General features: G+C 62.6%; 7 protein-coding genes, 1 tRNA gene and 1 pseudogene. All 9 read left to right on the top strand.

Going from position 1 to position 15,349, the window contains the following annotated elements:
• Nucleotides 1-61 precede the first annotated feature (61 nt).
• A complete protein-coding gene (gene rpoB, locus H7F36_RS02950) occupies nucleotides 62-4,186 on the top strand; it encodes a DNA-directed RNA polymerase subunit beta (protein ID WP_187053268.1) in 4,125 nt (1,374 codons plus the stop codon).
• A 20-nt stretch (nucleotides 4,187-4,206) separates the two neighbouring features.
• The gene (gene rpoC, locus H7F36_RS02945) at nucleotides 4,207-8,436 is read left to right on the top strand and encodes a DNA-directed RNA polymerase subunit beta' (RefSeq protein ID WP_187053267.1); all 4,230 of its coding nucleotides are present in this window, start codon (nucleotides 4,207-4,209) and stop codon (nucleotides 8,434-8,436) included.
• 101 nt (nucleotides 8,437-8,537) lie between these two features.
• Nucleotides 8,538-9,107 (top strand): lema family protein, encoded by a 570-nt coding sequence (locus H7F36_RS02940; RefSeq protein WP_187053266.1) that lies wholly within the window; start codon nucleotides 8,538-8,540, stop codon nucleotides 9,105-9,107.
• A 136-nt stretch (nucleotides 9,108-9,243) separates the two neighbouring features.
• Nucleotides 9,244-10,530 carry a 16S rRNA (cytosine(967)-C(5))-methyltransferase RsmB gene (gene rsmB / locus H7F36_RS02935; RefSeq protein ID WP_261802595.1) on the top strand — a complete coding sequence of 429 codons (1,287 nt, stop codon included), beginning with the start codon at nucleotides 9,244-9,246 and terminating at the stop codon, nucleotides 10,528-10,530.
• Nucleotides 10,481-11,173 (top strand): DUF4390 domain-containing protein, encoded by a 693-nt coding sequence (locus tag H7F36_RS02930; RefSeq protein WP_315971440.1) that lies wholly within the window; start codon nucleotides 10,481-10,483, stop codon nucleotides 11,171-11,173. The genes rsmB and H7F36_RS02930 overlap by 50 nt, the downstream gene beginning before the upstream one ends.
• Nucleotides 11,170-13,490, top strand: a pseudogene (locus tag H7F36_RS02925) (ATP-binding protein); the annotation flags it as partial. The gene H7F36_RS02930 and the pseudogene H7F36_RS02925, both read left to right, overlap by 4 nt.
• 45 nt (nucleotides 13,491-13,535) lie before the next feature.
• Nucleotides 13,536-14,237, top strand: coding sequence for a response regulator (locus tag H7F36_RS02920; RefSeq protein WP_187053263.1), 702 nt, complete (start codon nucleotides 13,536-13,538; stop codon nucleotides 14,235-14,237).
• Between the two features lie 39 nt (nucleotides 14,238-14,276).
• Nucleotides 14,277-14,352: transfer RNA gene (locus tag H7F36_RS02915), tRNA-Phe, on the top strand.
• 287 nt (nucleotides 14,353-14,639) lie between these two features.
• Complete coding sequence (locus H7F36_RS02910) at nucleotides 14,640-14,831, top strand: hypothetical protein (protein ID WP_187053262.1); 192 nt, start codon at nucleotides 14,640-14,642, stop codon at nucleotides 14,829-14,831.
• Nucleotides 14,832-15,349 lie beyond the last annotated feature (518 nt).

Genomic DNA, 15,349 nt, shown 5'->3' with positions numbered 1-15,349 from the left:
CCAGGGAGTGGTGCGAAAGCATCGACTCAAGTCGCGCAAGATCTCAAGCCCCGGAGCTCTCATGGCCCAAACGTCCGCGTACAGTTACACCGAGCGCAAGCGCATCCGAAAAAGTTTCGGCAACCGCGACAGCGTCGTCGAAATCCCTTACCTGCTGCAGATGCAGAAAGACGCGTACACCGCGTTCCTGCAAGCCGGCATCGCGCCCACCAAGCGCACCATCGAAGGTTTGCAAGCCGCCTTCACAGCGGCGTTCCCCATCGTCTCGCACAACGGTTTTGTCGAGATGAAGTACCTCGAATACAACCTGGCGAAACCGGCGTTCGATGTGCGCGAATGCCAGACCCGCGGGTTGACCTTCGCCTCGGCCGTGCGCGCCAAGGTTCAACTCATCATCTATGACCGCGAGTCGTCGACTTCGCAGTCGAAGGTGGTGAAAGAAGTGAAGGAACAAGAGGTCTACATGGGCGAAGTACCGCTCATGACCGAGAAGGGTTCCTTCATCGTCAACGGTACCGAGCGCGTCATCGTGTCGCAGCTGCACCGTTCTCCGGGCGTGTTCTTCGAGCACGACAAGGGCAAGACCCATTCGAGCGGCAAGCTGCTGTTCTCGGCCCGCGTGATTCCTTACCGCGGTTCGTGGCTCGACTTCGAATTCGACCCGAAGGACATGCTGTACTTCCGCGTCGACCGTCGCCGCAAGATGCCTGTCACGATCCTGTTGAAGGCCATCGGCCTGAACCCGGAATCGATCCTCGCGAACTTCTTCGTGAATGACAACTTCCGCCTGATGGACAGCGGCGCGCAGATGGAGTTCGTGTCCGAACGCCTGCGCGGTGAGGTCGCCCGTTTCGACATTACCGACAAGTCCGGCAAGGTCGTGGTCGCCAAAGACAAGCGCGTCACCGCGCGCCACACGCGTGAACTGGAAGAGTCGAAGACCACGCACATCAGCGTGCCGGAAGACTTCCTGGTTGGCCGCGTCATTGCCCGCAACATCGTCGAAGCCGACACCGGCGAAATTCTGGCCAAGGCCAACGATGAGCTGACCGAAGCGCTGTTGAAGAAGCTGCGTACCTCGGGTGTGCAAGACATCCAGGTGATTTACACCAACGAACTCGACCAAGGCGCGTACATCTCGCAAACCCTTCGCATCGACGAAACCGTCGACGAGTTCGCAGCGCGCGTGGCCATCTACCGCATGATGCGTCCCGGCGAGCCGCCGACGGAAGACGCGGTGCAAGCGCTGTTCCAGCGTCTGTTCTACAACCCGGACACGTACGATCTTTCGCGCGTCGGCCGCATGAAGTTCAACGCCAAGGTCGGTCGCGACGAGTCGACCGGTCCGATGGTGTTGACCAACGAAGACATCCTGGCAGTGGTCAAGATCCTCGTCGACCTGCGCAATGGCAACGGCGAAGTCGACGACATCGACCACCTCGGCAATCGACGCGTACGTTGCGTCGGCGAACTGGCCGAAAACCAGTACCGCACCGGTTTGGCACGGATCGAAAAGGCCGTGAAGGAACGTTTGGGTCAAGCGGAGCAAGAGCCGCTGATGCCGCACGACCTGATCAACAGCAAGCCGATCTCGGCGGCGTTGAAAGAGTTCTTCGGCGCGTCGCAGCTGTCGCAGTTCATGGACCAGACGAACCCGTTGTCCGAAATCACCCACAAGCGCCGTGTTTCGGCTCTTGGCCCGGGCGGTTTGACGCGTGAACGTGCCGGCTTTGAAGTGCGCGACGTGCACGTGACCCATTACGGCCGCGTGTGCCCGATCGAAACGCCTGAAGGCCCGAACATCGGCCTGATCAATTCGCTGGCTCTGTACGCCCGCCTGAACGAATACGGCTTCATCGAAACGCCCTACCGTCGCGTGGCTGACAGCAAGGTCACGATGGACATCGACTATTTGTCGGCCATCGAAGAAGGCAAGTACGTCATTGCCCAGGCCAATGCGGTTCTGGACAAGGACGGCAAGCTGACCGGCGACCTGGTTTCCGCACGTGAAGCCGGCGAATCGATCCTGGTCGGTGCCGAGCGCGTCCAGTACATGGACGTGTCGCCGGCGCAGATCGTGTCGGTCGCGGCATCCCTGGTGCCGTTCCTGGAGCACGACGATGCCAATCGCGCATTGATGGGTGCCAACATGCAGCGTCAGGCCGTGCCTGTGCTGCGCCCTGAAAAGCCGTTCGTCGGCACCGGCATCGAGCGCGTTTCCGCGGTCGACTCCGGTACCGTGGTCACGGCCACCCGCGGCGGCGTGGTCGACTATGTCGATGCGACCCGTGTCGTGGTGCGCGTGAACGACGCCGAAGCGGCGGCCGGTGAAGTCGGTGTGGACATCTACAACCTGATCAAGTATCAGCGTTCGAACCAGAACACCAACATTCATCAGCGCCCGATCGTGGCGCGCGGCGACCACATCTCCAAGGGCGACGTGGTGGCGGACGGCGCATCGACCGACCTCGGCGAACTGGCCCTCGGCCAGAACATGCTGATCGCGTTCATGCCATGGAACGGCTACAACTTCGAAGACTCGATCCTGATCAGCGAACGGATCGTCGCCGAAGACCGCTACACCTCGATTCACATCGAAGAGCTGGTGGTCATGGCGCGCGACACCAAGTTGGGTGCCGAAGAAATTACCCGCGACATCCCGAACCTTGCCGAGCAACAGCTCAACCGGCTGGACGAATCCGGGATCATCTACGTCGGTGCCGAAGTGCAGCCGGGCGATACGCTGGTGGGCAAGGTCACGCCGAAGGGCGAGACCACGCTGACGCCTGAAGAAAAGTTGCTCCGCGCCATCTTCGGCGAGAAGGCATCCGATGTGAAGGACACCTCGCTGCGGGTGGATCAGGGCTCGCAAGGCACCGTGATCGACGTGCAGGTGTTCACCCGCGAAGGCATCGTGCGCGACAAGCGTGCGCAGCAGATCATCGACGACGAACTCAAGCGCTTCCGCCTCGACCTGAACGACCAGCTTCGCATCGTCGAAGCCGATGCGTTCGACCGTATCGAGAAGCTGCTGACCGGCAAGGCTGCGAATGGTGGCCCGAACAAGCTGGCCAAGGGCACCAAGCTCGACAAGGCGTACCTCACGTCGGTCGAGAAGTTCCACTGGTTCGACATCCGCCCAGCGGACGACGAAGTGGCCTCGCAGCTTGAATCGATCAAGAACTCGCTGGAGCAAACACGTCACAGCTTCGATCTGATGTTCGAAGAGAAGCGCAAGAAGCTGACGCAAGGCGACGAGCTGCCGGCGGGCGTGCTGAAGATGGTCAAGGTTTACCTTGCCGTCAAGCGCCGCCTGCAACCCGGCGACAAGATGGCCGGTCGTCACGGCAACAAGGGTGTCGTGTCCAAGATCGTTCCGGTCGAGGACATGCCCCACATGGCCGACGGCACGCCGTGCGACATCTGCCTGAACCCGCTGGGCGTGCCTTCGCGCATGAACGTGGGCCAGGTCCTCGAAGTGCATTTGGGCTGGGCCGGCAAGGGCATCGGTCAGCGCATCGGCGACATGCTGCAAGCCGAGGCCAAGGTGGCCGAAGTGCGCAAGTTCATGGACCAGTTCTACAACGGCTCCGGCCGCAAGGAAGACCTGGCGCAGCTGAGCGACAGCGATGTGCTGGCGATGGCCGCCAATCTGGCCGCCGGCGTGACCTTCGCGACGCCGGTGTTCGACGGTGCCTCGGAAGAAGAAATCCGCGGCATGCTGAAGCTCGCCTATCCGGAAGAGATCGCCAAGCTCAAGGGTCTCACCGACACGCGCACGCAGGCCTACCTGTACGACGGCCGCACGGGTGATCAGTTCGATCGCCCGGTCACCATCGGCTACATGCACTTCCTGAAGCTTCACCATTTGGTGGACGACAAGATGCACGCGCGCTCGACGGGTCCGTACTCGCTCGTCACGCAACAACCGCTGGGCGGCAAGGCTCAGTTCGGTGGTCAGCGTTTCGGCGAAATGGAAGTGTGGGCACTCGAAGCCTACGGCGCCGCCTACGTGCTGCAGGAAATGCTGACGGTGAAGTCCGACGACGTTGTGGGCCGTACCAAGGTGTACGAGAGCATCGTCAAGGGCGAACACTCCATCGAAGCCGGCATGCCGGAATCGTTCAATGTGCTGGTCAAGGAAATTCGTTCCCTCGGCCTCGACATCGAACTCGAACGTTCATAAGCAGAAAAGGAAAGAGTCACATGAAGTCACTACTCGACCTGTTCAAGCAATTCACGCCCGATGAGCATTTCGATGCCATCAGCATCCGCATGGCTTCGCCCGAGAAGATCCGTTCGTGGTCTTTCGGTGAAGTGAAGAAGCCGGAAACGATCAACTACCGCACATTCAAGCCCGAGCGCGACGGCCTGTTTTGCGCAAAGATTTTTGGTCCTATCAAGGACTACGAATGCCTTTGCGGCAAGTACAAGCGCCTCAAGCATCGCGGTGTCATTTGCGAGAAGTGCGGCGTTGAAGTTACGCAGACCAAGGTGCGCCGCGAGCGCATGGGTCACATCGATCTGGCCGCACCTTGCGCCCACATCTGGTTCCTGAAATCGCTGCCGTCGCGTCTGGGCCTGGTGCTCGACATGACCCTGCGCGACATCGAACGTGTGCTGTATTTCGAAGCGTACGTCATCACCGACCCTGGCATGACCCCGCTGAAGAAGCGCGAGATCATGTCCGAAGACGACTACGACACCAAGCGCAAGGAATTCGGTGACGAGTTCACTGCCAAGATGGGCGCCGAAGGCATCAAGGATCTGCTCGAAGGCATCGAACTCGACAGCGAGATCGAACGCCTGCGCGGCGACCTGACCGGCTCTGAAGTCAAGGTGAAGAAGAACTCCAAGCGCCTCAAGGTGCTCGAAGCCTTCCGCAAGTCGGGCATCAAGCCCAACTGGATGGTGCTCGACGTGCTGCCGGTGCTGCCGCCGGACCTGCGTCCGCTGGTGCCGCTCGACGGTGGCCGCTTTGCGACCTCCGACCTGAATGACCTGTATCGCCGCGTCATCAACCGCAACAGCCGCCTGCGCCGTCTGCTGGAACTGAAGGCGCCGGAAATCATTGCGCGCAATGAAAAGCGGATGCTGCAGGAAGCCGTCGACTCGCTGCTGGACAACGGTCGTCGCGGCAAGGCCATGACGGGCGCCAACAAGCGTGCACTCAAGTCGCTTGCCGACATGATCAAAGGCAAGAGCGGTCGTTTCCGCCAGAATTTGCTGGGCAAACGGGTCGACTACTCGGGTCGTTCGGTCATCGTGGTGGGCCCGACCCTCAAGCTGCATCAGTGCGGCTTGCCCAAGCTGATGGCGCTCGAACTGTTCAAGCCTTTCATCTTCTCGCGCCTCGAGGCCATGGGCATCGCGACGACGATCAAGGCTGCCAAGAAGGAAGTCGAATCCGGCACGCCGGTGGTTTGGGACATTCTGGAAGAGGTGATCAAAGAGCACCCGATCATGCTGAACCGGGCGCCCACGCTGCACCGGTTGGGCATTCAGGCGTTCGAGCCGATCCTGATCGAAGGCAAGGCGATCCAGCTGCACCCACTCGTTTGCGCGGCTTTCAATGCCGACTTCGACGGTGACCAGATGGCCGTCCACGTGCCGTTGTCGGTAGAAGCGCAGATGGAAGCCCGCACCTTGATGCTGGCCTCCAACAACGTGCTGTTCCCGGCCAACGGCGAACCATCGATCGTGCCGTCGCAAGACGTGGTGCTGGGTCTGTACTACACGACCCGCGACCGCATCAACGGCAAGGGCGAGGGCCTGATCTTCTCCGACATCGGCGAAGTTCAGCGTGCACTCGACGCCGACGTGGTCGAACTGACCGCCCGCGTGGCGGTGCGCATCACCGAGTACGCCAAGGACAAGGAAACCGGCGAATTCACCGCGTCGACCTCGCTCGTCGACACGACCGTGGGCCGTGCGCTGCTGTCCGAGATCCTGCCGAAGGGCCTGCCGTTCTCGAACATCAACAAGGCGCTGAAGAAGAAAGAAATTTCCAAGCTCATCAACGTCTCGTTCCGCAAGTGCGGCTTGAAAGAGACCGTGGTGTTCGCCGACAAGCTGTTGCAGAACGGCTTCCGTCTCGCCACCAAAGCCGGTATCTCGATCGCCATCGACGACATGCTGGTGCCCGCTGAAAAGCACGGCATCATCGAACGCTCGGCCAAGGAAGTAAAAGAGATCGAGCAGCAATACGTCTCGGGTCTGGTGACCTCTGGCGAGCGCTACAACAAGGTGGTCGACATCTGGGGCAAGGCCGGCGACGAAGTGTCGAAGGTCATGATGTCCAAGCTCTCGAAAGAGCGCGTCATCGATCGCCACGGCAAGGACGTCGAGCAGGAGTCCTTCAACTCGATCTACATGATGGCCGACTCCGGCGCTCGCGGTTCAGCCGCGCAGATTCGCCAGGTTGCCGGCATGCGCGGTTTGATGGCCAAGCCCGACGGCTCGATCATCGAAACGCCGATCACCGCCAACTTCCGCGAAGGTCTGAACGTGCTGGAGTACTTCATCTCCACCCACGGTGCCCGTAAGGGCTTGGCCGACACGGCATTGAAGACGGCTAACTCGGGTTACCTGACGCGTCGTCTGGTCGACGTGACGCAAGACTTGGTGGTCATCGAGCAGGACTGCGGTACGCACGGTGGTTACCTCATGCGCGCCATCGTCGAAGGCGGTGAAACCATCGAATCGTTGCGGGACCGAATCCTCGGTCGTTCGGCGGCCGAAGACGTGCTGCATCCGGAAAATCGTTCGGTGCTGCTGAAGGCCGGCGAGATGTTCGACGAGGACAACATCGAAGTGCTCGAGGCGCAAGGCGTCGACGAAGTCAAGGTGCGGACCGCGCTCACGTGCGAGACGCGTTTTGGTATCTGCGCCACCTGCTACGGACGAGATCTCGGTCGCGGCGGCCTCATCAACATCGGCGAAGCTGTCGGTGTGATCGCGGCGCAGTCGATCGGCGAACCCGGCACGCAGCTGACGATGCGGACCTTCCACATCGGCGGTGCGGCATCGCGTTCGGCGATCGCTTCCAGCGTCGAAGCGAAGTCCAACGGCACGATCGGCTTCAACGCCACGATGCGCTACGTGACCAATGGCAAGGGCGATTTGGTGGTCATCTCGCGTTCGGGCGAAATCGTGATTCACGACGAGCATGGCCGCGAGCGCGAACGTCATAAGGTGCCGTACGGCGCCATCCTGGCGGTGAAGGCCGATCAACAGGTCAAGGCTGGCCACGTGCTTGCCAACTGGGATCCTCTGACGCGCCCGATCATTACCGAGTTCGCCGGCAAGACCCAGTTTGAAAACGTCGAGGAAGGCCTCACGGTTGCCAAGCAGGTGGACGAAGTGACGGGCCTGTCGACTCTCGTCGTGATCGATCCGAAGCGCCGCGGCGCCACGAAGGTCGTGCGACCGCAAGTCAAGCTGATCGACGCATCGGGCAACGAAGTGAAGATCCCCGGCACCGACCACTCGGTGACGATCGGCTTCCCGATCGGCTCGCTGGTTCAGATCCGCGACGGCCAGGACGTGGGTCCTGGCGAAGTGCTGGCGCGCATTCCGGTCGAAGGTCAGAAGACGCGCGACATCACCGGCGGTCTGCCGCGTGTGGCGGAGTTGTTCGAAGCCCGTTCACCGAAGGACAAGGGCATGCTGGCCGAGATGACCGGTACCGTGTCGTTCGGTAAAGAGACCAAGGGCAAGATTCGCCTGCAGATCACCGATCCCGAAGGCGGCGTCTATGAAGACCTCGTGCCGAAGGAAAAGAACATCCTGGTGCATGAAGGCCAAGTCGTGAACAAGGGCGAAAGCGTGGTCGACGGACCGGCGGACCCGCAGGACATCCTGCGCCTGCTGGGCTCGGAAGAACTCGCACGCTACATCGTGGACGAAGTGCAGGACGTGTACCGCTTGCAAGGTGTGAAGATCAACGACAAGCACATCGAGGTGATCGTTCGCCAGATGCTGCGTCGGGTCGTTGTCGACAACATCGGCGACACCAACTACATCTCCGGCGAACAGGTCGAACGCAGCGAAATGCTCAACACCAACGACGCCCTGCGCGCCGCTGACAAGATCCCCGCGACGTTCACCAACCTGCTGCTGGGTATCACGAAGGCATCGCTGTCGACCGACTCGTTCATCTCCGCGGCTTCCTTCCAGGAAACCACGCGCGTGCTGACCGAAGCGGCCATCATGGGCAAGCGCGACGAACTGCGCGGCCTGAAGGAAAACGTCATCGTCGGCCGCCTGATTCCCGCAGGCACCGGCATGGCGTACCACCAGGCACGCAAGGTCAAGGACGCCATGGACGAGGCAGAGCGCCGCGCGATCGCCGATTCGGAAGCGGCCGAATTGGCTGGCAATTCGAGCGACGACACTGCGACGGCCGACGCGGGCGAAGGCGCTGCAGCCGAGTAATCGGCCCCACGCGCCACCGCGCGTTAGCATGCCGGCATGACCGGTATCCGACGCCCTCCCTCCGCTTGCGGACGGAGGGCGTTTTTCATTCTGGTCCGGCGATGAGTGCGGTCCCCGATTCATTGGCTTTCTGGATCGGCTGTGCGCTGCTGGTGTTCTGGTTCGTCGGTGCCTACAACCGGATGGTCAGGCTGCGTTCTGCGGCCTTCCAGGCGTATGCGATCCTTGACGCCGCATTGCTGCGGCAACTCGAATTCGTCCAGGCCAACGCGGCCGTCGGGGCGGAGTCTTTGCTGGCAGCCACCACGCAGCTCACCACGCTGCTGGCAGCGACGCGGATGCGCCCGCTCGAGCCTGAGCGCATCGACGCGCTCGGGACGGCCCTTAACGTCATGCTGTCGGCATGGCAGCGCCTGCATCCCGACGATGTCGTCAGCTTCGATGCCGAGGGCACGCTGTCGCGACCTGCGCCTCTGAAGGGCGTCTACGAAGCGCCGCCATCACCATTTCCGAGCCGCTTCATTGCATGGCCGGAACCATCGGCCGCAGCGGAGATTGCGCGCGGGCAGTTCAACACGGCCGTTGCGCAATACAACACTGCCATCCGGCAGTTTCCGCCTTTGCTGATCGCCTGGATCACGCGGTTGCGTCCGGCTGCGCCCTTGCTCTGACGCCTTGGACGTCGACGCAGCGCCGGCAGCTCGCGCGCCCCGTTACCATGGCGGCAACTTGCCCGATCTCACAGACCCCTCCAGCGGCACTGCGCCGAACCAGCCGCCGCTTTGGCGCCAATTGCAGCTGACAGCGATGGCCCTGGCCGCCATCCGGAGCGGCGTGTCCGGCTCTGTCGCCTTCGAAAATGTGGAGACCGCCATGCGGCCCGGCGTGCAGGCGCTCGGCTTCCAGGTGCTGCGATGGCTCGGCCGCGCCGAGGCGCTGCGTCGGCACCTCGCCAAACGCACGCCACCACCGGCCGCCGACGCGCTGCTTTGCACCGCATTGGCTTTGGCGTGGGACGTTGGCCGTGCGCCGTACGAGCCCTTTACTTTGGTCGATCAAGCCGTCGAGGCCGCCAAGCGCAACCCCGCCACGCGTGCCCAAGCGAGCTTCATCAACGCCTGCTTGCGGCGCTTTCTGCGAGAGCGCGACGAGCTGGTCGAGGTGACGGAACGCGAGCCGGTCGCGCAGTGGAACCATCCGCGCTGGTGGATCGAGCGGCTGCGGCGCGACCATCCGCGCGATTGGCAGCGGGTGCTCACGGCCGACAACCTGCAAGCGCCGCTGACGTTGCGCGTCAATCTCCGAAAGACGTCGGTTGCCGACTACCTGGTCGCCCTGACCGCCGACAGTCAGACCGCCAAGGCCGTGGGCGCGAGCGGCGTGCAATTGGGCCGTGCACGACCTGTGCTGCAACTGCCCGGCTTTGCCGAAGGCGAGGTGTCGGTGCAGGACGCCGCCGCGCAGCTCGCCGCGCCGCTGCTGCTCGAAGGCTTCGATCTGGCGTCCGGGGCGCGTCTGCGAGTGCTCGACGCCTGCGCCGCGCCCGGCGGCAAGACTGCGCACCTGCTGGAGCTCGACCGTGGACGCGGCCTCGATGTCACCGCGCTCGAAATCGACTCCACGCGCACTGGCCGTATCCAGGAGACGCTGACGCGGCTCGGATTGCAGGCGCATATCGTCGTGGCCGACGCTGCGCGACCGGAAAATTGGTGGGACGGTACGCCATTCGATGCCATCCTGCTCGACGCGCCGTGCACGGCGTCGGGCATCGTGCGTCGCCATCCGGACGTCCGATGGCTGCGCCGGGAGAGTGACATCGAGCAGCTGGCGGCCCAGCAAGCCCAGCTGCTGGCCGCACTCTGGCCGCTGTTGCGGGCTGGAGGACGTCTTGTCTACTGCACCTGTTCGGTTTTTCGTGAAGAGGGATCGCAACAGATCGATGCGTTTCTTGCGCACAACACCGACGCCCGATTGCGACCTTCGCCCGGCCATTTGCTTCCCCAAAGCGCCGGGATTGCCCATGCCGTCCCGGACAATGCCTTGGGTGAACACGACGGTTTCTTCTACGCCCTGCTCGAAAAGCGCACCGGCTGAGTTGCGCGCGCTGGCAGCTGTCGGTTTGCCGATGCGCCGGCGTCGGATCGTCGCGCTCGCAGCGTTACTGGTCATTGGCACGCTGGCAGGTGTGCCGACGCCCGCCCTGGCCGACTCGCCCCAAGCCTCCATTACTCAAATGCGGCTGGAGGAGGCCGACGACGGCATCTATCTGACCGCGCAGGTCCAGTTCGAACTGCCCCTGGGTGTCGGTGAGGTGCTCGACAAAGGTATCGCTATCTATTTCGTGGTCGACGCTGAGCTTTATCGTGAGCGTTGGTACTGGGCGGATCGCAAGGTCGGGTCGGCCACGCGCCACATGCGGCTGGCTTACCAGCCGCTCAGCCGGCGCTGGCGGCTCAACGTGTCGTCGGTGCCGATCGCGAATGCGGGTTTGGGCGTGTCCTTGAACCAGAACTTCGACAGCCTGCCCGAAGCCCTGGACGCGATCAAACGCGTCGGACGGCTTCGGCTGGCCGACCGGAGCGAAGTCGGTGATGAGGCGACGCAGCCCGTGCAGTTCAGTTTCAGGCTCGACACCACGCAACTGCCGCGGCCGTTCCAGATCGGCGTGGCGGGGCAGGCCGACTGGAATATCGTGGTCGAACGCAGCGCGCGCCTGGCACTGGAGAAACTGAAGTGAGTAGCGGAAATGGCGGCCCTCGCGGCGGCGCGTCGTCGCCCGCTGCGCGCCGTTCGCGCGCCGTGCGCTGGGCCGTCGGCGTAGGGGTCGCACTGGTTGCGGCCATCGGCCTGGTGCTGATCTTCCTGCTTGCGCAGGCGACCAACAACCGCGCGCTCTACGAGCAGAACTACGCGCGCCTCTTCGGTCTCAATGTCGTGGTCGCGGCGCTGCTGGTGCTGGTGATCGGTTGGGTCGCTTTCCGGCTGTTGCGCCGGTTGCAGCAGGGCAAGTTCGGCAGCCGGTTGCTCATCAAGCTGGCGGCCATCTTCGCGCTCGTTGGCGTCGTACCGGGCGCGCTGGTGTACGTGGTGTCCTATCAATTCGTCGCAAGGTCGATCGAAAGCTGGTTCGACGTCAAGGTAGAGGGCGCGCTCGACGCCGGGCTGAACCTCGGCCGTGCCACGCTCGATTCCTTGTCCGACGAGCTCGCTTCCAAAGCACGCGTCGCCAGTAGTCAACTCGCCGAGGTATCCGATGCGAGCGCCGGCCTGCTGCTCGAGCGTATTCGCGACCAGTTGGGCGCCAGCGACGTGGTGCTCTGGACGGGCACCGGGCAACTGGTCGCCAGTGCTGGTGCCTCGCGCTTTCAGCTCAGTCCCGAGCGACCGACGCAGCAGCAGTTTCGACAGGTGCGCGCCGACCGGCCGATCGCGCACATCGAAGGGCTGGACGAAGTGCCGGCACCGGGCACCAACGCGCCGCCCGCCGCCACCATTCGTGCCCTGGCGCTGGTCCAGCGACCGGGCTTCGATTTCAATACCGAGCCGCGCTACCTGCAGGTGACGCAACCTCTGCCGCCCGCCGTCGTTGCCAACGCGCTGGCGGTGCAGGAAGCCAACCGCGAATACCAGGAGCGAGCGCTGGCGCGCGAGGGCCTTCGGCGCATGTACATCGGTACGCTCACGCTCAGTCTGTTCTTGGCGGTCTTCGGGGCCGTGCTGCTGGCGGTGCTGTTCGGCACCCAGTTGGCGCGGCCATTGCTGGTGTTGGCCGACGGCGTGAGGCAGGTCGCAGCTGGCGATCTGCGACCGACCGCAGTGTTGCAAGGCAGGGACGAGCTTGGTGGGCTGACGCGCTCTTTCGCCGTCATGACACAACAGTTGTCGGACGCCCGCGGCGCGGTCGAAAAGACGATGGGGCAGCTCGACGCCGCGCGGGCCAATCTCCAGACCATTCTCGACAACCTCACCTCGGGCGTGATCGTGCTGGACGCGAGGGGAACGATGCTCTCGATCAACCCCGGCGCCACGCGCGTGCTGCGGGCGCCGCTGGCCGCATTCGAAGGTCGCTTGCTGAGCGATGTGCCGGGTCTGACCGAGTTCGGGCAAGACGTGCAGCAGCAGTTCGACGACTTCCAGGTCGAGCGCCTGCAGCATGGGCTGGACCATTGGCAGCATGCTTTTGAGTTGCACGCTTCGGGCAACGGCCTGTCGCAGGACGCCATCAACCTCGTGGCGCGGGGGGCGGAGCTGCCGGGCGCTGCGCGGCTTCTCGTGTTCGACGACATCTCCGAAATCGTGTCGGCACAGCGCGCGCAGGCATGGGGCGAAGTGGCGCGGCGGCTGGCACATGAAATCAAGAATCCGTTGACGCCGATTCAGCTGTCGGCAGAGCGGCTGGAGATGAAGTTGTCTGGCAAGGTGGCAGCGCCTGAACAGGCGATCCTCACCAAATCGGTCAAGACCATCGTCGACCAGGTCGACGCGATGAAGCGGCTGGTCAACGAGTTTCGTGACTACGCCCGTCTGCCCGCTGCAGACCTCAAGGCGATCGATCTCAACGCACTCGTCGGCGACGTGCTCCAGCTGTATGGTGCCGAGAACGCGCCTATCGCCGTGCTGTCCGAACTCGACCCGCGTTGCCCGCCGATTCGAGGCGATGCACAACAGATTCGGCAGGTTATTCACAACCTTTTACAAAATGCTCAGGATGCGGCGGAAACGGCTGCCCACAGTCTCGGTCGCGCCGGCGAGATCAGCATTCGCACACGCCTTTCCGACTCCGGCCAGCGGGTGCGATTGACGGTGCAGGACAGTGGGCCAGGCTTCGCCGAGAACATCTTGAAAAGAGCGTTCGAACCCTATGTCACGACCAAGACCAAAGGCACCGGTCTCGGGCTCGCGGTGGTCAAGAAAATCGCCGATGAACACGGTGCGCGCATCGAGCTGAGCAACCGCGTGTCCGACGGGGCTGTAGCAGGAGCGCAAGTCTCGTTATCATTCGCGTTGGCAGGCGATCCGCAATAGCGGTCGCTCACACCGAAGACGCAAAGTCTTTCTTTGGCGAGCGGGCCTCATACCGGCGCAGTAAACAAGCATTCATGGCAAATATCCTCGTGGTCGACGACGAGCTGGGCATACGAGACCTGCTCTTCGAAATTCTCAATGACGAAGGCCACAACGTGGAACTCGCAGAGAACGCAGCCGAGGCGCGCGCCGCACGGCTGCGCGCTCGGCCCGATCTCGTGCTGCTCGACATCTGGATGCCGGACACCGACGGCGTCACGCTCTTGAAGGAGTGGTCGACAGCTGGCTTGCTCAGCATGCCGGTCGTGATGATGAGCGGCCACGCGACCATCGACACGGCAGTGGACGCGACCCGCATCGGCGCGTTCGCTTTCCTCGAAAAGCCGATCACGATGCAGAAGCTGCTCAAGGCAGTCGAACAGGGTCTCGCGCGCGAGAGCGCACGTCGGGCTGCAGCGAACGTGGTGCCGGCTGCCGCATCGAGCAGCTTCGCTGCAGCGCTGACCACTGTGAGTGACAGCACGATGGTGCCGCCCCCCCTGCACATCCCAGCTACGGACCCAGGCCCGCAATCGAACCAGAGCTTCGACCTCGACCGCCCATTGCGTGACGCACGCGACGGCTTCGAAAAGGCGTACTTCGAATTTCACCTCGCCATGGAAAACGGTTCTATGACGCGAGTTGCCGAGAAGACCGGCCTTGAACGCACGCACCTCTATCGCAAACTCAAACAACTTGGCGTCGACCTTTCTAGGGGCCGCCGCAGCGCGGTATAATTTGAGGCTGCATTCGAGCTTGCAAGAGCTTGTGTGTATGGCCCGGTAGCTCAGTTGGTAGAGCAGCGGATTGAAAATCCGCGTGTCGGTGGTTCGATTCCGCCCCAGGCCACCATCTATTTATCCCGCAAGGGGCTTGAAGAGTCTGCTATCAAATAAGTAGCAGACTTTTTTCGTTTCTGAGCGTCATGTAGCCACCATGTAGCCGGCGGTACACCTTTGATCGAGCCATCGCGTACGCGCGCGGAACGCTCAGAATCATCAAACGATTGGCGTCCATTGTGGGCACCGCCTGTGCAGGATTGCACGTTTCCACTATCGAACTAACGGACGACGCATTTTCAGTGCGCCGTAGGCAATCCGATGGATTGACCCAGTAGAGCGCGGTCTGGATCATGGTGCATGATCAAGTTTCTTGCCGTCGTGGTCAGCGCTGTCGTAATGGCCGGGTTGGTGCACGCCTTCGGTCCAGTCATCCTGGTGGGCTTGCCATTGATCGTGCTGGCTATGTTGTTCAGTGAAATGCCGCACGGGCAACGCGACGCCGAGCAGCTGCAAAACGCCAGGCGCTCCAACCAAACCACCGATTTTTAGGACCGCCGCGCCTTCCCGGCGCGGCGTTCGAGCGGGGGCGTGGGCGACTGATTTCAAAAAAGTGGCCCCAGACTACCCTACAGAATATATAAACGGTCCCCGCCGTCTGCAGGTGCCTCGTTGATCTCCTGCCCGGCTTCTGGATCAGCGCAACACGACGCTGAGGATCACAACGAGCGCGATGCCGCCTGCCAGCAAGAGCACTGGCCTTGCCCAGACATTCCGCCTATGCTGGCCGACTGGGGGTGGAGTCATGTCAAGCGTGCCGTACTCTGTGCTCATCCCCAAATCCAATCCGCGAGTGCTCATGCCGGTCTTTCGGCGACGTGCTCTTGCTGCGCCAAAAAGCACAAAGGGCGCCACTATCCACCCTACAAAACCTACGAAAGGTTCATTCCAGCCCACCATGTGGCGTGTTGGGGCACGCGCTGTAGCGAGCGTTGGCGTCCTGTCGGCGCCAAGGTGGCAAGAGCGCACTAACCAGCGCGCTAACCAACCTTCAAAAGCAATGCGGTCGG

It is taken from the genome of Variovorax sp. PAMC28562 (assembly GCF_014303735.1).
GTDB lineage: Bacteria > Pseudomonadota > Gammaproteobacteria > Burkholderiales > Burkholderiaceae_C > Variovorax.
This window is presented reverse-complemented; position numbering and strand designations above follow the sequence as displayed.